Source organism: Sediminibacterium sp. (assembly GCF_051861365.1).
Classification (GTDB): Bacteria; Bacteroidota; Bacteroidia; order Chitinophagales; family Chitinophagaceae; genus Sediminibacterium.
On record NZ_JBHYCW010000001.1, the window covers coordinates 116,602 to 138,712 of the forward strand.

The following is a 22,111-nucleotide window of genomic DNA, read 5'->3' on the forward strand; positions in this document are numbered from 1 at the left end:
GACTACCAAACATTTCGTACACTAAAATTTTATGATTATGTATTGCAAATGGATCGCCGCATTATTACTCACTGCAGGAATGACTGCATCGGCACAAACCACAGATAAAAAGCAACGTGAAGAAGAGGTAAAAGAAAAAAGACAAAAAACAACCATTGTTGTTGATGGTGACAGGGTTATTGTGAATGGAAAGGATGTAAAAGATATGTCTCCGGAAGAAAAAGAGAAACTAGGCGATATGAGATTGAGAATAGCCCCTTCTGTACGCATAAGAAGTCCACGTAATGCTGATGGATTCTTTGATCTGGATGAAATAAGAATCAAGAACCCGGAAGGAACGCCTCGTGCTTTTTTGGGTGTGATGAGCGAGAAAAATGAAAAAGGGGCTAAAATCACTTCTGTTACCAAAGAGAGTGCTGCTGCTAAGGCAGGACTACAGAAAGACGATATCATTACCAAAGTGAACGACGCCACTATTACAGATAGTGAAGATCTGTTTGAAACCATCCGCAAATTCAAGCCTGAAGATAAAGTGACTGTTTCTTACTTACGTGATGGTCAATTAAAAACAACCACCGCAGTGCTTGGTAAGACCATGGAGATGGACTTCGATTTTAATTTTGATGATCGTTTTGGACGCGGCTTTAACTTCAACATGCCTGAATTAAGAGGCCTGGAAAATTTTAACTGGAATTACTCACGTAAGCCCAGATTGGGGGTTGAAATTCAGGATACTGAAGACAGCAAAGGGGTAAAAGTTATACAGGTTGAAAATGAAATGCCGGCTCAAAAAGCAGGAATTCAAGAAAATGATAACATTACTAGTATCAACGATAAAGCAGTAAACTCAGTAGATGAAATCAAAGCGGCCCTGAAGGAATTGAAAGAAGGTGATCTGATCAAAGCAACTATCATTCGCTCCGGAAAAACACAAACATTGGAAATTAAAATTCCTAAAAAGTTAAAAACAGCAGATCTCTGAACCATTAGGTCTAAGCTAATGTTATAAATATCTCATGTGCATTGTAAGACCGCGTCACCTTGCGTTTGTAAGGGTTGTCGCGGTTTTTTTTATTTGTATATTTAATAAAAACATGATTATGAGATTTCTTATACTGATTGCTTTTATCTGTTTAAGTCTTCAAAATTTCGCTCAGATATATCGAACCAAAGAGCCGCTGGTGCATACCTATTCTATTGTTGCCAGAGATGAGCAAACCGGGGAAATGGCTGTGGGCGTGCAAAGCCACTGGTTCAGTGTAGGTACTTCAGTTCCTTGGGCCGAAGCCGGTGTTGGAGCAGTAGCTACCCAGTCTTTTGTTGACAAATCTTATGGGCCGAAAGCATTGGCCTTGTTAAAAACGGGATTATCAGCACAACAGGTTCTTGACAAACTAGTGGCCGATGATCCGGGCAGAGATGTCAGACAAGTATCGATTATTGATAGTAAAGGAAATGTGGCCACACATACCGGTAAGAATTGTATACAAGTAGCCAGTCATATCAAAGGGAATAATTACAGCGTACAAAGTAATATGATGCTGGGCGATCAAGTAGATGAATATATGTCTGAGGCATTTGAAAAAAGTAAAAGCAAACCATTGGCAGAAAGGGTATTACTGGCATTGGAAGCTGCGCAAAAAGCAGGAGGCGATATTCGAGGTATGCAGGCTGCTGCGATTATTGTTGTTCCAGGCAAGATCACCGAAGCCTGGAATAATAAAACAGTGGATATCCGTGTAGATGATGCCCCGGAACCATTAAAAGAATTACGCCGCATTTATACCGTACATCTTGCATATCAACACATGAATGATGGAGACCTCGCTGTGGAGAAAAACGATATGGCAAAAGCCATGGCTGAGTACAAAGCAGCCATGGAATTATTCCCCGATAATCTGGAAATGCAATTCTGGACGGCCATTACGCTGGCGAATAACAAAGAGGTAGACAAGGCCCTGCCGATGTTAAAGAAGATTTATGATCAAGATAAAAACTGGAAAGAACTCACCAGACGATTACCAGCAGTGAATTTATTGACGGTGTCTGAAACAGACCTAAAGCGAATACTTTCCTTATAATTATCTCATAAAACCATGATAAACATCCATTAGCTGAATAATCAGCAGTATTTTTGTAGTTCATGTCATTGCAGGAAAAATATGAGGCGGTTATTGGACTGGAAGTTCATGCTCAATTGGCTACACTAAGCAAATTATTTTGTGGAGATAGTACTGCATTTGGAGCCGAACCCAATACTCAGGTGAGTCCAATTACTTTAGGTCATCCGGGTACACTTCCTAAAACCAATCAAAAAGCAGTTGAATATGCTATCAAAATGGGATTGGCCTGTCATTGTGAAATTGAGCAGTATAATTATTTTGCCAGAAAGAATTACTTCTACCCTGATCTTCCCAAGGGATATCAAATATCGCAACATACGACTCCGATTTGCAAAGGCGGGTATGTAACCATTCATACTTCTACGGGTAGCAAAGATGTACAACTGAATAGAATTCATTTAGAAGAGGATGCGGGTAAAAGCATCCATGACTTGGATGAAAACAATACCTGTATCGATCTGAACAGAGCCGGTACCCCACTGATTGAAATTGTTACTGAGCCGGATATGCATAGTGCGGAAGAAGCCTGGCACTATGTTACCGAAATTCGGAAACTTGTACAATGGTTGGGTATTTGTGATGGCAATATGGAAGAAGGTAGTTTGCGTTGTGATGCCAATATTTCTGTTCGATTAAGAGGAACCACAACGCTGGGCACTAAAGTAGAAGTTAAAAACCTGAACTCCATACGCAATGTCAAAAAAGCGATTGAGTTTGAGATCGAAAGAATCGTTCAGTTATTGGAGAAGGGTGAAGCTGTAAAACAACAAACCAGAAGTTTTGATGCATCGAATGATACCACTTTTGCGATCCGTGATAAAGAAGAAGCCAATGACTATCGCTACTTCCCCGATCCCGACCTCGCTCCTTTTCATTTGACTGAAACTTTTATTGCTGGTATCAAAGAAAGTTTGCCAGAATTACCCGCCGAACTGGAAGCCAGGTTAATAGCTACTTACGGATTGAATGCATATGATGCAGGGCAACTTTGTGATTCCATACCTACCGCTCAATACTTTGAAGTGGTGGCAAAGCATACCAACCATTACAAAGCCATTGCTAACTGGATACTTGGACCTATCAGACAATACCTTAATGAACAGCAAAAAGATTTTACAGCACTTACATTGAAGCCTGCTAGTCTTTCAGCTTTGATAGAACTGGTACAAAGCAGTAAGGTTAGCTTCTCTGTAGCGTCTTCAAAACTACTACCCTTGTTATTAGAGAAAGATGTTGATCCCTTACAACTGGCTACTGATATGAATTTGATCATGGTGAATGATGGAAACTTGTTAGAACAATGGGTAGAGGAGGCCATAACTGCCATGCCGGACAAAGTAACGGAGTATAAAAAAGGTAAAAAAGGTTTAATCGGTTTATTTGTAGGTGAAGTGAAGAAAAGAAGTAAGGGGCAAGCAGATCCCAAATTAGTAACAGTATTATTAGAACAAAAACTCAATCAATAAATATACATACATGAAACCATTGGTATACATCGCAGCTGTTATTGCATTATTGAGCAGTTGTCAGGAAAAAAAATATGGTGCTTTTACCGTAAGTGGTAAGATCATCAATGCACCCTCCAAAAAAATATTTTTACAGGAATTACCTTATGGTGGCGAACAACCCGTTATCTTGGATTCCACCACTTTAAAAGATAATGGCAGTTTTGAATTAAGAGCGGTTGGCAAGGAAGAAGCATTATATAGATTGGTGATTGAAAATGGTCCGGATGTTTTACTCGTAAATGATGGTAAAAGTATTCGTGTTAATGTTGATGTCAACAATTACAGGGCTTATACCGTTGAAGGCTCAGATGCCAGTAACAGTTTGCATAAACTTTTCGAAGACTTTCGTGTGAAAGACTCTTTGTTGTATTTAACATTTACGAAAGTGGACAGCATGCAGCAAAATGAAGGAAACGACAGTTTGCTAACAATAGAAAGAGACAAGCGTGATCGCCAATTAAAAGATATCAACAAGCTGGTGACCGATTTTGTCAATGCCTCAGAAAGCCCTGCTGCCAGGTACTATGCTATAGGAATGGGTTCCCGCACCATGCAACCTGAGGAACTGAAAGTTTTGGCTGATGCATCAGCAGACAAGTTCAAAGAACATAGTGGATTAGCCAAGCTTAAAAGTTTGATGACAGTAAGTACACAACCGCCTCCATCCAACAGCTTATTGAATCAGCCAGCACCGGAGATCAGTTTACCTGACACAGATGGAAAGATGTTTTCATTAAGTAGTTTAAAGGGCAAATATGTGTTGGTTGATTTTTGGGCGAGTTGGTGTATGCCTTGCAGAAAAGAAAATCCAAATGTCGTAGCTGCTTACAATAAGTTCAAGGATAAGAACTTTACCATTTTGGGTGTTTCATTAGATCAGGATAAAGAAGCTTGGTTAGAAGCCATTGCAAAAGATAAATTAACCTGGAAGCATATCAGTGATCTAAAATATTGGGAAAGCGTGGTAGTGCCTATGTATAAAATTGAAGGTATCCCATTCAACGTTTTGTTAGATCCAACCGGAAAAATCGTTGCAACGGATTTGAGAGGTGATGATTTAGAAAAAACATTAGCGAAAATGCTTAAATAGTAGGTTAGAGATAATTAGAAAGATGGGACTTTATGATTGATTATAATTTCATCGTCCATCATAAAAATCTGCGTCCCATCAAACAGCTTTGATAAACTAATCATACAAAGACAGAGATTAGCTACAAACAAAGGAGGAAGTCTCAAAAGTAAAAAGAAGGCTTTGAGAATCGCCTAAATGAAAACTTTCTCCATCAGGTACCCGAATAAAAAGAGGCTGTATCGTACTTTTGATACAGCCTCTTTTTATTATTCTTCAAAGAATCAAATTAATAACCAGGATTTTGTTTGAATCCTTTATTAAAATTGATTTCTGAGCTTGGGAAAGGCAGCTGGAATCTGTGGTTACCAGCTGGTAAACTTGTGAAGATATACTTCACACCTGTTCCATCAGCGCGGTCTCCAAAGTTTGCATCACGTTGAACAGGTTGATTTCTTCTTTTTAAATCCCAGAATCTATCACCTTCAAATGCCAATTCCAATCTTCTTTCTTTCAGAATTTCATCGCCTAATGCTGTTCCTGTTAATGCAAGTGGTGTACTTGAACTATAACGATTTGCACGCAGCAAATTCAGGTCTGCCAAAGCTTGTACATCATTACCAGAACGCTGATATGCTTCTGCTCTATTGAGTAACACTTCAGCAGTACGCAATACTTTATGATCAACAACACCTGCTACCTGACCGGGACGTCCTGCATATTTGATAATATGATTCTGAAGAACACCGTTATACAAGCTGGTTTGAATGTATGCAGTTGTTCTAATATCAGAAGGCTGGTACAATTGACGAAGGTTGTACTCACATACATATTCTGAACGAATCAATCCGCCCACAGTTTGATAATAATTTACACCCTGTGCATTAATATTATCTAAAGTAGTATTTACAACTTTAAATAACACACCGTTATTTGTTTGATCAGTCCAGATAAGAGAAAAATCTGTACGAGAAGGTAAAACTGGAGTTGTGCCTAATGCTGCATTAGAAGCAGCGATACAGTTGGTGAAATCTCCCATGTAAAGATACAATCTTGACAATAAACCGTTAACAGCAGCCTTATTCAATCTACCTACCCCATTGGTGGTGTTAATCAATGGCAGAGCTGTAGTTAGATCTGTTACAAGTTTTTGATAAAACCCACGAACAGGCTCTTTAGTAGGTAATTGTTTTGCATCAGTAGATGTAATATAAGCCATTGTTGAATCAGCAGCAGTAGCATTTTCAAATGTTTTGCTGAAGGTTCTTGCCATATCAAAATAAACCAATGCTCTCACTGCCAATGCTTCACCTCTAACGTTGTCTTTAAAAACACCAGCTGGAAATTTTTCGATGTTTTCAAGAATGGCATTAGCGCGTCTTGCGATAACGTATCCATTGGAAAAGAATCCAACTGTAGCGTCACCATTATAACGCCAGTCACCAAAAACAGTTAGTGTTTGACGACCAAGGCTACTAATAATCAAGTTGTCAGCCATAACATCCGCAAGGATGTTCCAAGTACCGTTAACATAGTTATTATTGCGCAACCCGGTATACATACCCAAAACTGCCAGGTTAACATCAGTTTCCGTATTAAAAGCCTGAGAGGTCTCAATTTGGTTAAACGGACTAAGCTCAAGCTCCTTTTTACTACAAGAAGCAAGTAACGCTACTGTAGATAATGCAAATAATATTTTTTTCATCTTATAGAAATTTTGGGTTAAAACTTAACATCAACACCTACTGTGATAGTTCTTGTGTTAGGATAAGCATACAGTGAAAGCACCCCTGGTTGAACCGGTGTACCAGATTCTCTGTTAGCAAGACCCACTTCAGGAATACCACGGAACTTAGTACCAATGAAAAGGTTTGTTCCTTGTACATAGAATCTCAAACCTGCAAGTTTCAATGATCTAGCCAAATCTGAAGGCAGTGTATATCCAATCATCAAATCTCTCAGCGAAATGTAATCACCTTTTTCAAGGAATCTGTCAGTAGTCAGATTTTGCTTCTGACCAGCTTCAGTGATATTAGGTAATGATGCGTTATCACCTGGTCTTCTCCAATATTTACCAGCATCTGTATATTGAGGGCGGAAACCAACTGAAGCATTACCACCATCAGCCAGATTATTCTGGTACATAGCATTGTAAATGTAGTTACCTCCTGAATAGTAGAACTGAAGAGAAAAATCAAAGTTCTTATAGGTTAAGTTAGAATTGATATTTCCAAAATATTTAGCCAATGGAGATTTATCTCTTAACAACACAGCATTGTTCAGAGAGTATGTTTCAGTAACTGAACCATCAACTGCGAAGTACTGGTTTCTTCCGTTTGCAGGATTCACACCAGCCCATCTCACCATGTAGTAAGTATTCAATGGTTGACCAATTACTAGACGAGTATTGTTTGAAGATGGAACATTATCTGAAATCAGACTATTTACATTGTTCTTATTATTGCTGTATGCTACCGTTACACTCCATTTCAAATCTTTCTTACGAATAATCTCGCCGGTAAGAGAAACCTCAATACCCTTGTTAGTCAAACTACCGATATTACTTAAAATAGAAGAGAAACCAGTTGCCTGACTCACAGGTTGAGGATAAAGAAGGTCGTTGGTTTTTCTATTGTAGTAATCTAAAGTACCGGTAATTCTGTTTTCAAATAAACCGAAGTCAATTCCGATATCCCAGTTGGTATTTTTTTCCCAGGTTAAATCAGGGTTTGCAATCTGAGTAGGTACTGCAGCAGGTAAGTTGTTGTACGCTACGTTAAGCGCATAAGTTCCAAGAGAACCATAAAACTGGTTAGGAACGTTACCCGCAGTACCATAAGATGCTCGAACTTTTAAGTCTGACAGGAAGTTGACATTATCCATGAACTTTTCGTTCTTGGCATTCCACCAAGCACTGGCAGCCCAAAAGTTAGCAAAACGATTGTTAGCACCAAAACGAGAAGATCCATCTCTTCTTACACTCAACTTAACTCCATATTTTTTATCAAAGTCATACCCAACTGATGAAAAATAAGAAATGATTGACCACTGGCTTCTGCTGGTAGTAGCTGTTTGAGCAGTAGCAGCATTATCCAATGTGTTCACAGAAGCTGTAGGAAAACCTCTTGCCGCTAATGTATAAGAATAGAAATTTCTCTTGGTGAATTCTTGCCCCAAAAGCACATTCACATTATGCTTTGAACCGAATGACTGAATCCAATTGGCAGTATTGGTAATTACATATTGAAAATCATTATTACCACCATCACTTTTTTGGTTAAAGCCCAAAATTGCTGCTAAGTTAGAACCTGGCTGTAAATAGCTTTCAGAAATATTAGTATTGTAGTTAAGAGCAGCTACTGATTTAAGCGTAATATTCTTATTCACTTTTCCTTCAAGAAATCCTGTAGCAAAAGTAGAAAGGTTATTGTTGAAGAAAGTATTCCTATCCTGTCCTTCTAATGCAGAGAAACCTTGCATAGTAAGATTATAAGATCCATTTGGTAAAAATACCGGCTCATATGGATTGGTTAAGAAGTACGCTGTCCATGGAGCTTGAGAGTTAAATAATTCACGTGTTTGGTATTCTTTTGCATAGGCAGTAGACACATTAATACCCGTAGTTAACCAGCTTGTCGCTTTGTACTCTGCGTTTAAACGGGCACCGATTCTGTTTCGAAAGCTTTTGTAAACAATACCATCTTCATCAAAAGTATTCACTGAAAAATAGTATTTCATTTTTTCAGTTGCACCGCTGATAGATACTTCATGAGAACTTGTTTTACCTGGCTGTAAATAATAATCAAGCCAGTTAGAAGGAGCCCTGCTGACCATCAAATCCCAAAGACCTTGACGTTGAGCGTCTGTGATATTAGCAAGTGTAGCATTCGTCGGAAAAGCGCTACCTCTTCTATTAACAATCATTGAATCAATGATTGGGTTTGTAAGACCTACTTCATACTCCCATTTCAGTTTTTCAGCGGCAGACATGAAGCTTACATTTTTCAACTCTTGCAGAGAAACAAAACCTCTTTGATAAGAATATCTTACTTGAGGTGCACCAGGCTTACCATTTTTGGTAGTAACTACGATTACACCATTAGAAGCTCTTGAACCGTAAATAGCGGCCGAAGACGCATCTTTCAAAACAGAGATGGTTTCAATATCATTAGGGTTCAATAATGAAAAAGCTGTACTAGTTACAGCGATTCCATCAATCATAATCAAGGGTTCATTAGACGCATTGATAGAACCTGTACCTCTGATACGCAGGAAACCTGCAGCACCAGGCTGACCACTTGCACCTACTACTTGTAACCCAGGAGCTTTACCTTGTAAAATTTGAGTAAAGTTCTGCATTGGTCTTTGAGCAATTTCTTTAGCACTAATTACAGATGTTGCACCATTCAGGTCTTTACGCTTAATTGCTTGATAACCTACAACTACTACTTCATCCAAACTTTTATCAGCCGGAGCCATACGAATACTATATTCATTTTGGCTACTAATTCTCAATTCTTGAGTGAGCTGACCTACAGAAGAGATGACTAAAACTTTAACGTCAGCACCAACGCTAAATCTAAAATTACCAGATTCATCCGTCAATGAACCGGTCTTTGTTCCACGAGCAGTGATAGATGCTCCCGGAATTGGCTTCCCATCGGCGTCAACTACTTTACCAGTAATCGTCCGATTTTGTGCGTCCGCTTGCGTATAGGCAAACGTTAGCACAAGAAAAAACATGGCTAATTTTCTCATATTTCAGTTTTTAAAGTAAAAATGCGTGACGCAATTTAAGTTAAAGAAAACATAAATGCGCATGAATAGACATATGATTATTTGAAAAAGCTGCTCATTTCACCGATTTAGTGATTTCGTTTTCAGGAAATTAAAAATAAAACGTTGATTATCAATATGATAAAATTAGTTTTCTAATCTTACTTCAATCTTAAAAATAAAAATGGCCAGCATTTTTTTGCTGACCATTTTTTCACTGTTAAAGAAATTAGAACTTATTTAGAGCGGATTTTGAACAATCGCTTTGTTGGCATTCATTTCATCTTGTGGGAACAAGAACTCCCATTGTATATCACCTGTAGGTATTGTTGTAACCTGCGTTAGAGCAACAAGGTGATTGGGTATTCCGGCGCGAGACATCGGCAGGTTTAAACGCTTTAGATCTGTAAAACGGAAACCTTCACCCCACAATTCGATACGTCTGTTAAAAAGAATCTCATCAATTAAGGCCTGACCGGTAGCTGTTGATTGTGTATAAGAAGCATTTCTGTTACGTACCAGCGTGAATAATGCTGTTTGTGCGGCAAGATTTTGTCCTTGTCTGGCTCTTGCTTCTGCTTCTATCAGGTACATTTCAGCAGCACGCATGTAAGGTACATCTCCTACACTGAGTGAGCTGCTCTTAGCCAAGAATTTTTTATTCTGGTAAGGCACTCTTGCACCGCCCGGTGGTACAGGAACGGTAGCTCCTGTACGATCCCAGCACTGCTTACGGATATCTGTTGCAGGTATTGCATCCCATAGATTAGCATTGATCGCTCTGGGCTGGGTACGCAAAACAGTCGAGTTAAAATTCGCAGAGATATACGCAAAATAGGAAAAGAAGAATGTGTTGTGGTCATCAATTTGACGACTACCCCATATCCATTCCGGATTGGAAATATCATTGAAACCGCTCAAATACTGTGCATTACTCATCAGCGTAAATCCATTTCTGGCAGCAATAGCACTGGTAGCAGCCAATTCCCAATTTTGCTGTGTTAACGCCACGCGTGCTTTGATACCATGCACCACATTCACATTGAAATTTGACTTAGCAGCCGTACCTGCACGTGTATAACCGGTCAGTAGGGTCAAGGCTTCATCAAGGTCTTTATTGATTTGTGTATATACTTCTTCTACAGTAGCACGGGGTTGTCCTTCCAGTGTATTTGTTAATAGCAAGGGAACACCCGGCTGCGTATTTGGCGCACCAGCCACATATCTTTTACCCCACAATTGTACCAACTGAAAATGAGCCCAACCTCGATACGCCAGTGCTTGTCCTTTTACTATTTTTTTATCGGCATCAGGTCCGGGTACACCATCAATATTATTGATCAGTACATTGGCATTTGAAATGAGTCTGTAATAGAAACGATATAAATAACGCAAGTCACCTGCATTGACATTTCTATGTGTTTGCCAGCGCATCCAGCCAATTAAACCTGTACTTCCATTGGCAAGTGGATACACAATATCCTCTCCCATTAAATCTCTGAAAATATTATTGGACCCTTCACCGGCTTGTCCTTGTGCATCATATTGCACATACATGATTCGGTGAATTCCATTGAGGGCAGCAATAGCATTACTGGTACTGGCTAATGCATCAGCAGCTGCTACTGATGTAGTGGGATACGTATCTAAAAATTCTTTTTTACAAGAACTGAAAGCAAGTGTTACCAGTGCCAGAGATGATAAGATATATTTTTTCATAACTGTCTGTTTATAGGTTTAAGGTAAATCCAAGTGTGAATACTCTTGATGGCGGATAAGCATTAGATGTAACACCACTGAATGCCTGCTGATTATTCATACCCTTTCTCTTTGAGAAAAATGCAACGTTCTCTACTGTTGCAAAAACCTGAGCATTGTTTGCTTTGATTTTTGAGATGAGTGACTTAGGCAATGTATAAGTCAAATTGATGTTTCTGATATTCAAATAAGAGGCATCAATTAACCATCTTGAAGAAGCAGCGTTGAAATCAGCTGTTCTGCCCGCATCTAAACGCGGAACATCCGTAATATCGCCAGGCTTTTGCCATCTTTTCAGAATATCAGTATGCACTGCTGCGCCATAAGTTCCTGATGACATCAGACCTGCATATAAACCATCATAGGTTTTACCGCCAATCTGGAAAGTAAATAATGCACTCAGCGTAAAGTTCTTATAGGTAATTGATTGCGTGAAACTACCGTAGAGATCCGGAATGGTAGTTCCCAAATTGGCAAACTTACCGTTCGCAATAGCAGTGGTTACTGTATCAACACCACCTGATTTGTTATTGATAAGCCTCACTGTTGGTCCAGGTGCAGTATTCTCAGCAACATACAATGCAGCGCCATCAGTTGGGTCTACTCCATAATAACTACGTAACCAATAGTCAAAAATAGAATTACCTACTGCATATTTTTTGGTTCCGGTAATAAACTCAGGAACACTCTCTGGCATCTTGGTAATTTTATTGGTAACGGTAGACAGGTTTACCCCCATATTCCAGATCAGGTTTTTATTCTTGATGATATCTCCAGTTAATTGCAATTCCAATCCACGATTATACATGGTAGCGGTATTTTGATTCACTGTTAGAGCGCCACTTGATAGTGGTTGCGGTACTGCAAACAACAGGTCAGTAGAATTTCTGTTATAGTACTCAAATGAACCGTTGATACGACCTTTGAATAATGAAAAGTCTACTCCTATATCAAGCTGCTTATTGGTTTCCCAAGTCAACTCTCGGTTCAGGAATGCAGTCTGACTTTGCACAATACCCGGCTCATTAGCATTGTTGGCAAATGCATATAAACCTTGGTAAGCATAAAAACCAATACCATCAGCAACACCTACTACACCGTAAGAACCTCTTAATTTCAAGAGATTGACCCATGAAACATTTTTCATGAAATCTTCTTTATCCAAATTCCATCCACCACCAATAGACCAGAAAGTACCCCATCTGGAATCGCGTGCGAAACGGGAGTTACCATCTCTACGAATACTTCCGGAAGCAAAATATTTTCCTTTGTAATCGTAGTTAACTCTAGAGAAAAAGCTTTCAATACGATAGCGATCTAATGAAGAAGTAGCAGAGTTAATGGTGGTGAAATTATTCAACTCAGTATTTCCAGACAAAGACTGTCCTTGCTTAAATCCACGTAAACCCAAGTCAAGTTGATTATAACTTTCATGACCTACCAAGGCATCTAATCTGTGGCTGCTGCCAAATCTTCTGCCATAATTTAAAATTTGACTTAATACCAATCCGGTTGATGAACCAAATTCACGATCAGCACGACCGGCAGGAGCTCCATCACCTACGAGCGTATTCTGGAAAGAACCATTGTATTGGTTTTCAAAATCCACGGAAACATTATTGGTGAATTTAAAATCACGCAAGAAAGTGATATCAGTATATTGTCTGGCACTCACTACTGTTCTTCTGAAATACTGCTCATTGAGCGTTGTTTCAGCCAGCGCATGTCGACCGGCAAATGCACCGCTGGGTCTGTTGGGAACGCCCATGGCTCCACCCATATTCCCCAGATCCCAGAAACGCATACCGGTTGTAGGATCTATCAAATAAGCACCAGTAGTCATATCATGTGCATATACAGGATAGATAGGTCCTATATTTCTGGAATAAAAGAATGGATTTACAAAGTTTGTACTTCCTCCATCACTGGCGGTATTAGAGCTGGAATAATTACCGGAAATATTCAACCCTGTTTTAAGCCAAGGTAATGGCTGCACGTTCATATTCAGTCTGGCTGTAAATCTTTCAAAGTCTGAACGTATCGTATACCCAGTTTCTTTTAGATAACCCATTGAGAAAAAGTAATCTGATTTATCGGCTCCGCCGCTGAAGTTTACGGAATAGTCTTTTCTAACCCCGTCACGCATGAGGTCTCTGGTCCAATCCAAATCATCTCCATAAATCAAACTTGCACTTGGATTCAGTTGTCCATTGACATCCACAATTGCATTATTGGGCACGTTAAAAGGATTATAGGACAATAAACCCTGAATACCGGTACGGGTAGTTAATCCAGATGCTACTCTGCTTGCAGAGTCCATTGAGATAGCTGCACCCGATGCAGGATATACCAATGAGTTACGGTAAGACTCCCACATCAATGGGTAATATTGAAATGCATCTACTCTTTCATATTCGGGTAAGCCTCTTGTTACTACACCCTGTAATCCTCTAACAGAAATATTGTTTCTGCCTTTGCGACCTTTTTTAGTGGTAATCATTACTACCCCATTCGCAGCTCTTGAACCATATAAAGCAGTAGCCGCCGCATCTTTTAAAATGGTAGTACTTTCTACATCATCCGGATTAATATTGGATGTTCCACCTACATAAGGCACACCATCTACCACAAATAAAGGTTCTGAAGTAGCATTGATAGAACCGAATCCACGAACACGGATACTGATACCTGATCCGGGCTGACCATTCGCTGTAGAAGTAACTACGCCCGGAATAGCACCTTCAATGGCTGCAGTTACATTCGAAATAGGACGTTTAGCATAATCGGCTGATTTGATTTGTCCTACAGAACCGGTTAATGTTTCTTTCTTAGCAGTACCATAAGCTACTACTACTACTTCATCCAAATTAGCATCTTCTCTTTTCAATGCTACAGTCATGGTTGGAGCAATGTTTAATCGCTGTGTGGCAAATCCTACATAACTAAATTCCATGGTTTTAGCCGAGGTGGGAACCACTATTCTAAAGGTTCCATCAGCAGTTGTTACTGTACCCGTAGCACCGGTTACCGTAACTGATACACCCGCAATAGGTGTTCCGTCTTTTTCATCCGTTACCTTACCGGTAATGGTTTTGTTCTGTGCCATTAACTGGGTAGCAGCCAGTAAAAAGCACAGTAAGACTGTGACAAGTTTTCTCATAAATCAGTTTTTAAAAATTAACGAAATGGTAATGAATCATGCAGGAGTAAGACATAAATATATTAAACAATGCTGCAAAAAACCATTTTACCGACTTTTTACCTTTTAACGGTTCTGATTACACCAAAGGTTATATGAAAAAATAGCTAATATAATAATGATAGTGATGAAGCCGATATGGCCTAAGGATTACATGAAAGCTTTGACATCATTGACTAGGCCTACTGAAGCCCATCAAAAAAGAGGAAGTCTCAAAAGTAAAAAGAAGGCTTTGAGAATCGCCTAAATGAAAACTTTCTCCATCAGGTACCCGAATAAAAAGAGGCTGTATCGGACTTTTGATACAGCCTCTTTTACAAGCACTTCGTTCAATGAAGTTGATATTAGTTGTTATCTACACACAATGGATTCAATAACAATTCAGTAGAAGAAATCGGCCAGATATATTGTTGAGCTGTTGGGGCAATTGCTCCCACACCTGGTTTAGCAGGTAATGGTAGACCCAATCTGGTAAGATCGGTTCCTCTTAATCCTTCTCCGAGGAACTCAATACGTCTTTCATTCACAATCGCATTGGCTAATGCATCTGCATTCGCAAAATTGAGCGGAGTGAAAATAGTAGTGGCATCTGAACGACCGCGAACTGCATTCAGTAATGCTATGGCTTGTGCATCTACCGTATTGGTTGAACGAACACGTGCTTCTGCTAAGTTTAATAATACTTCTGCATATCGGATTACTGGAGCCCAGTCTATGAAAGTAGAAGGTACACTATATTTGGTTAAATAGCTTTTTCCACTGAATACTTGTACGAAGCTTCTTCTTCTGTCAGTTGGTAACCATCCGGCATCTCCAATGATTCCTGTGGGCAATAAAGAGTATTCGCCATTACCACCATTGAATGCAGATGGACCATAATAATAACCCAATTGATTTTGTCCACCAGGTTGTTCATTAGAAGCAAACGGCATGGACAAGATAGATTCTGTAGTAGTGTAGTTCGATGTGAACATGGTTCTGTAATCTGCTTGTAATGCATGAGGAACACCCGTTGAAGCTACAAATGGTGCGGTTGCACTTACAATTTTGTTGGCTTCTGTGATAACATCTGCATAACGACGCATGCTCAATAATACCCTTGTTTTTAAAGCAATAGCAGTATTTCTATGTGCACGGGTAGTATTCAATGTTGCATTGGCTTGAGTCAATGGCAGATTCTGCTCAGCGAAATTAAGATCAGCTAATATCTGGTTATATACCTCAGCAACAGTAGCACGAGCCAATGCATAATCACCGGAACCGGTATTACCCGTTAAACGCAAAGGAACACCGGGTTTACTTCCGTTACCATCCCAGAATGGACGAGCGTACAATTGAAGTAAAGAATAATAACTCATTGCTCGCAGTAAGCGAGCTTCTCCCAAATAATTATTGGAGAGTGCAGCACCTACAACGCTGGTTCCTTTAGCTGCCATACCATCAATGAATACGTTGGCAAGATTGATCACATAGTATGCTCTTGACCAATGATTCAGTACACTGTTGGTTGAACTGTTACTTGGCGTATAGTTCCATACATCGAAACCAGTTACAACATTAGTACGTTCATTATTGAATTCTTCACCTCTAATATCGTTGAAGATCTGATAACGACCGCCATACATACCTGCATTTTTGATAGAGGCATAAATGGCACGTACCTGACCCTCCACTCTATCTTTACTGTCAAAGGCAGTAAGATCAGAGATGGCGTTCGTTGGAACAGGGCTTATGAATTTATCCTTGGCGCAGGAGGTTAATTGTACCACTGCTGCAGCCATGATTACATATAATATTTTATTTTTCATTTTCTGCTACATTAATAGTTTAACAATTAGAAGCCAATATTCAAACCTACGGTTAAGGTTCTTTGGTTGGCAACTGTGTTTCTGTCTACACCAAAGTTGGTAGTACCATTACCATTGGATGAAACCTCAGGATCTGGACCAGGATATTTGGTCAGGATCAACAGGTTATTTCCATTAACATAGAAACGAGCACTTGTGATCTTGATCTTTTCCAATAATGACTTTGGAAGATTATAGCCAACTGTTAATGTTCTCAACTTAACGAAATCACCTCTGAATACATTGATATCAAGCGGGAAAGAAGAACCATTCGATACGTTATCGCCAAATACGGGTTTTGGTATCGCTGTTACATCTCCTGCTTTTTGCCATCTATTCAAAATGGCTACTTCATTGTTCCAGAAACGCTGATCTCTCAAACCGGCTTGTGAACCGAAATAAATCCAGTTACCAAACTGATAAGTCAACAATGCAGTTAATTCAAATCCTTTGAAGCGGAAAGTATTTTCCCAACCACCAAAAATCTTAGCATGTGTATTCTTGTAAACCACCGCATCTGCGTTACTTACTGTAGGAGCAGTTGTTCCATCTGCATACATGAAACGTGCTTGTCCGGCAGGAGCCACATGCTGGAAGAATACTTCACGACCTTGAGCGTTGATAAAGATTCTGCGACCGGTTGCAGGATCTACTCCTTTTGTACGGGTAACAAAAATCATAGAGATGGGCTGACCCGGTACAGTAATGTTAGGATTTTCCAATCCACCGGTAGAACCGATGATACTGTTAATACCAGGAGCCAATGAATTTACTTTGTTATCATTGGTAGAGAGGTTGAAAGAAGTATTCCAGCTGAAATCCTTCTTCTGTACTGCTGAGAAATTTACAGCAAATTCTAAACCTCTGTTGTACATACTACCAATGTTCTGAGGAATGGTAGAAGGCAAACCAGCTGATGGAGGTTGTGGTACGAACAACAACAATCCATCGTTATCGCTATTATAGTAACCAATTTCGAAGGTCATTCGATCTTTCAGAATACCAAAATTGATACCTACATCGGTTTTTTTACTGGTTTCCCATGTTAAGTTAGGGTTACCTGCCTGACTATAAGCTACTGTACCATTTCCGCCATACAGTCCGGAAGCGAACTGAGACAGAGAAGCAAAGTTTCCAAGACCACCGATATTACCTACTTTACCATAACTGGCTCTCACTTTAAAGCTACTGAAAATACGATCTAGTTTAGCGGAAGTCCAAAACTTCTCGTTCATCACTTCCCAACCAGCAGATATGCCCCAGAATGTACCATACTTAGAGTTAGCGCCTAATTGAGAAGCACCATCTCTGCGGAGGTTAGCGGTTAAATAGTATTTACGATCGAAATTATATTGAACACGACCAAACTCAGAATAGAGATAGTTTTCACCGATACCCAACCCGGCAGCATTTGGCGTAGTCCATCCACCCTGAATGTTAGTGAAAGCTGGGTCATTTACTGTAATACGGTTCAAACCAAAACTGTTACCATCAGACTTTTGATGCTCAATACCAGCCAATGCACTTACATTGTGTTTTTCACCAAAAGTTTTATCAAATTGTAAAGTGGTAGTCCAAACCCATCTTTTATTCTTGCTAAACGTTGCAGTAACGGAACCGTTTGACGCAAACCCTTCCCCAGAAATCGGGTGGAAATAAGAGTCATTATCTGTAAGTACATAGTCAATGCCGTAGTTTGTCCTTGCCGTTAACCAACTGAAGGGTTTAACTTGAGCGTATACATTGCTGATAACATGTTCAATGTAGTTGTTGTTTCTATTCAGATCCAATTGAATAACGGGGTTGTTAAATCCAACCTGACCAACTCTGTTACCCATTACTCCAATTAAAGCTCCATTGTAATTGTAGGTACCATCATTGTTATAAGGAGAGATATTTGGTGCAGTAACTTGTACTACACGACCCAAACCTGCAGTTGCAAATGCATCACCCAATGAACCAGAACTAACTGCAGCCAGATTTTTTTCACTTGAATATTGAATCTTTCCTCCAATATTTACTGCTTTACCTACTTTATGATCAACATTCATGGTCAATGACAAACGCTGATAATCGTTTCTTTTAAGAATACCTTCCTGATTAGTATATCCTGCAGAAAAATAATAGTTGGTAGACTCATTGGCACCTGAAATACTGATCGTATTACTATGCTGTACACCAGTGCGGTACACATAGTCATACCAACGAGTGTTGATAGGTTGTCCATCAGGCCCATTTGTTAAAGCAAATGCGTTCGTAGCGGCATTGAATGTACCTGCATTACGTAAAGCTTCATTTTTAAAATCAGTGTATTGGAATGCATCTAACAACGTTGGTAAACGCTGAACCTGACTAAATCCAACCCAGCTATCTAAAGTAACTTTAGAACGACCGGATTTACCTTTTTTAGTGGTGATAAACAATACACCATTTGCAGCACGGCTACCATAGATAGCAGTTGCAGCCGCATCTTTCGCAACGTCTACACTTTCAATATCATTCGGATTAATGCTTGCCAGAATATTGCCAGCTGCACCACCAACGCCGCTAAAATCACCGGTAAACATTGGAACTCCATCCAGTACGATTAATGGATAAGATGATAAGGAAATAGAGTTGGTACCGCGAATACGAATAACCGGTGGTGCATTCAATACACCATTCGGAATATTCACCTGTACACCGGCAGCACGACCACCCAATGCCTGATCAAAACTTTGGGTTGGCTTGTTGGCCAATGCTTCCCCTTTTACACTGGCAATACTACCAGTGATCTCCTTTTTCTTTTGTGTACCATAACCTACTACCACCACTTCAGACAATGACTTGTCTTCTTCAGTCATACTGACAGTTATGGAATTCTTGTCAGAGATGCTGGCGTCTAGAATGTTAAAGCCAACATAAGTGAAACGAAGGGAACGGACATTTGCTCCTACCTGAATGGTAAAATTGCCCGCATTGTCTGAAACTGTTCTCCTGTCTGAGCCAGCAGAAACGGTCACACCGGTAAGTGGTGTCCCTTTTGAGTCCGTTACCTTTCCTGTGAGGGTACGGCTCGTTTGTGCCTGAAGTTGTGTCATTAATAGCACAACACTGGCAACAAGTGCCAATAATTTTCTCATGCGCATCTTAGTTTAAGGTTTATAGAAGTGTTAAATCTAGACAGTACGAGGCTAAAAAACGCTGTTTGGGAGAGGAAAAAGAGGGTTAGATAAACATATTTTTTTTATTTATCTATGTAAAAAGGTGATAAACAATTAAAAATATTCTTGAGACTTTAGAAATTCATTCGCGAATTTCTAAAGCCGCTTTAAACAAGTTTTCTATTTTTTAGTCTTTTTCCGTAAATGTAAAATCAAAACCGGTAGAAGTATCAGATTCGTGAGTGTTCCTGTAATCAATGTTAAAGATGTAAGCCATCCCAATGCTTTAGTACCACCAAAGTCACTTATACAAAAAATTATAAAACCGGCAATCAACACCAATGATGTGTAAATGATACTAATGCCTGTATGTTGTATTGTTTGCACCAGTGTTTGCGGCACTTGATAATTATAATGGGGTAACTCCTGTTTATAGTTAATGAGAAAACGAATGGTGACATCAATCGCAATACCAAGTGCTACGCTAAAAACTAGAACCGTAGAGGGCTTCAGCGCTATTCCTACCCAACCCATGACCCCAGCTGTGATCAAAAGAGGAATTAGATTGGGGATAAGAGAACAAAATAGTATTCTGATCGAACGAAACAGATACAGCATACAAATTGTGATTAATAAAAATGCCCAGAAAATACTTTCTTTCAACCCCTTGATGATAAAACTCGACCCTTCCAAAAAAGTAATGCTACTACCCGTAAAACTGATATGGTACGAAGCAGTATCAAATATTTCTTTGGCTTTCTTTTCATAATCTGCAATCAGCAGTGGTAGTTTTACACTACCTACATCTTTCATATTTACAGTGATACGAGCTACTTGTTTACTACTATCCATAAAATTGCTGATGATTTTTGATACACCCGTCTCTGCTGTCTTTCCACTATCACCAGATTGTCGCAAGTACGGACCCATAAATGCAAGATCTCCTTCGTACGGAATAGCATAACTCAAAATATCTCCATCATAATATGCCTGTTTTGCAAATTTTAATCCTTCTGCGAAAGACAATGGTCTTGCAGCTTCAGGGGTAGCACCAATATACGCAGATAGTTCATCGATCTTTGAAATGGGTTGGGTGGTTCTGAGTAGCCCGTTTTTCTTTTTTGTATCAATCAAAATCTCCAATGGCATTACACCACCAAAATTTTGTTCAAACCATTTCAGATCGGTATATATTTTATCTTGTTTGGGAAGATCGTCTACAATAAACCCTTCGCTTTTTAATCTAAATAATCCCGCAATTGCTACAACGCTGATTACAATGGTTACACCGTATACCCAACGTGCATGCTGAAAGGTCCATCTTTCAATTCTTACCAGTAATTTTTCTAAAAATTTATTGTCCAGGTAACGTACATGTTTGGGCTGCGGAGGTTTGATATAACTAAGAACAACGGGTATAAAAATCAATGAAATCAGAAATAATGCCATGATATTAATTCCGGCGACCGCTCCAAATTCTTGTAGCAATGCACTTTTTGTTAATGCAAATACAGCAAAACCGATGGCAGCAGCAATGTTACAGAACAAGGTTACAATCCCCATTCTTCCTACCATGGTAACCAATGCTTTTTCTTTATCACCGGTATCCCGGTAAGCAGTATGATATTTATTGAGGAAATAAATACAATTCGGAATACCAATGACTACAATCAAAGGTGGTATTAGGGCAGTTAGCAATGTAATCTTATAACCCAATAGAACAATGGTTCCTAAACTCCATACTACACCAATTCCCACCACAATCAAACTCATGAACATGGTACTAAATGACCGAAAGAAAATAAGCAATGTAATGGCAGACAATAATAAGGATCCAATCAAAAACCAATTCATTTCATCTTTAATCCTATTACCAATCGTTGTTCTAATGTATGGGAGTCCACTTATGTGTAACGTTGATCCTGTCTTATCCTCAAATAATTTTAATTGTGCTATTATATCGTTGATCAATCTGGTTCTGCTCTTACTATTGATTGTATCTCCATTCACAGAAATTCCCATTAAATAGGAATGAGAAGAATCACTATATAACAATGTTTTGTAAAAGGGAAGATTTTCAAAGATCATTCGGTTACTATCTAGTACAGCCTGATCAGTATAAGGTGTATTGAAAATTTTCTCGGGAACCAGTTTTGCATTTTCACGATCGTTTCTCAGACTCACTGCATCAGGAATACTGAGGATACCTGTTACGCCTTTTATCTTTTTTATTTCCTGATGAAGTTGTGCTACTTCATTAAAATAAGTTGTTTGATAAAATGAATCGCTATCAAATCCAACCACCATCATGTTTCCATCGCCACCAAACTTCTTGAGGAATGATTGATAATCCTGGTATTTGGGATTATCCGTTGGTATTGCTCTTGTAAACTCATAACTCAATTTTACTTGTGTTGCATAATAAGTCATGATTCCTGTAGAAAGGATCAACAATAACAGCAATGAAAATCTATACTTTATAATAAATTGACCGAGTCTATACCACATTTTCGTAAATAGTCTTTTTCTTAATATATAAACAATAGAGTGAGTGTGAGTAATCTTGTAGTTGTAATCCTACAAAGAAAAGAAGATTCTGTCATATAGAATAACATGGCTTAGCCGTCTTAGTTGTGTAGATTGCATTGACCTATGAAAGCTGTTTCAGAAAATCGGAGTCCTATCCGC

Annotated in this window: 11 protein-coding genes; 4 read left to right on the forward strand and 7 right to left on the reverse strand. The window is 39.2% G+C overall.

The window, feature by feature from the left end:
* Nucleotides 1–37: 37 nt before the first annotated feature.
* From ACTIEV_RS00525 to ACTIEV_RS00540, 4 genes are all read left to right on the forward strand, one after another.
* On the forward strand, nt 38–982 hold the full coding sequence (locus ACTIEV_RS00525) for a PDZ domain-containing protein (protein ID WP_439515877.1): 945 nt from the start codon (nt 38–40) through the stop codon (nt 980–982).
* 118 nt (nt 983–1,100) lie between these two features.
* Nucleotides 1,101–2,081: a DUF1028 domain-containing protein gene (locus ACTIEV_RS00530; protein WP_322196565.1), complete on the forward strand. Its 981-nt coding sequence runs from the start codon at nt 1,101–1,103 to the stop codon at nt 2,079–2,081.
* A gap of 62 nt (nt 2,082–2,143) precedes the next feature.
* On the forward strand, nt 2,144–3,589 hold the full coding sequence (gene gatB, locus ACTIEV_RS00535) for an Asp-tRNA(Asn)/Glu-tRNA(Gln) amidotransferase subunit GatB (protein WP_322196566.1): 1,446 nt from the start codon (nt 2,144–2,146) through the stop codon (nt 3,587–3,589).
* Between the two features lie 10 nt (nt 3,590–3,599).
* On the forward strand, nt 3,600–4,721 hold the full coding sequence (locus ACTIEV_RS00540; RefSeq protein ID WP_322196567.1) for a TlpA disulfide reductase family protein: 1,122 nt from the start codon (nt 3,600–3,602) through the stop codon (nt 4,719–4,721).
* Nucleotides 4,722–4,989: 268 nt separating this feature from the next.
* Here the strand turns inward: ACTIEV_RS00540 and ACTIEV_RS00545 are convergent, their stop codons facing one another.
* The 7 genes from ACTIEV_RS00545 to ACTIEV_RS00575 all read right to left on the reverse strand — a co-directional run bounded on the left by ACTIEV_RS00545 (nt 4,990) and on the right by ACTIEV_RS00575 (nt 21,931).
* Nucleotides 4,990–6,405: a RagB/SusD family nutrient uptake outer membrane protein gene (locus ACTIEV_RS00545; protein ID WP_322196568.1), complete on the reverse strand. Its 1,416-nt coding sequence runs from the start codon at nt 6,403–6,405 to the stop codon at nt 4,990–4,992.
* Between the two features lie 17 nt (nt 6,406–6,422).
* Nucleotides 6,423–9,458, reverse strand: coding sequence for a SusC/RagA family TonB-linked outer membrane protein (locus ACTIEV_RS00550; RefSeq protein ID WP_322196569.1), 3,036 nt, complete (start codon nt 9,456–9,458; stop codon nt 6,423–6,425).
* A gap of 258 nt (nt 9,459–9,716) precedes the next feature.
* A complete protein-coding gene (locus ACTIEV_RS00555; protein WP_322196570.1) occupies nt 9,717–11,195 on the reverse strand; it encodes a RagB/SusD family nutrient uptake outer membrane protein in 1,479 nt (492 codons plus the stop codon).
* Between the two features lie 10 nt (nt 11,196–11,205).
* Entirely contained in the window at nt 11,206–14,394 is a 3,189-nt protein-coding gene (locus tag ACTIEV_RS00560) for a SusC/RagA family TonB-linked outer membrane protein (protein ID WP_322196571.1), read from the reverse strand.
* A gap of 383 nt (nt 14,395–14,777) precedes the next feature.
* The gene (locus tag ACTIEV_RS00565) at nt 14,778–16,241 is read right to left on the reverse strand and encodes a RagB/SusD family nutrient uptake outer membrane protein (RefSeq protein ID WP_322196572.1); all 1,464 of its coding nucleotides are present in this window, start codon (nt 16,239–16,241) and stop codon (nt 14,778–14,780) included.
* A gap of 26 nt (nt 16,242–16,267) precedes the next feature.
* The gene (locus ACTIEV_RS00570; protein WP_322196573.1) at nt 16,268–19,402 is read right to left on the reverse strand and encodes a SusC/RagA family TonB-linked outer membrane protein; all 3,135 of its coding nucleotides are present in this window, start codon (nt 19,400–19,402) and stop codon (nt 16,268–16,270) included.
* Between the two features lie 201 nt (nt 19,403–19,603).
* Nucleotides 19,604–21,931, reverse strand: a complete 2,328-nt coding sequence (locus tag ACTIEV_RS00575; protein ID WP_439515878.1) for an efflux RND transporter permease subunit — start codon at nt 21,929–21,931, stop codon at nt 19,604–19,606.
* Nucleotides 21,932–22,111 lie beyond the last annotated feature (180 nt).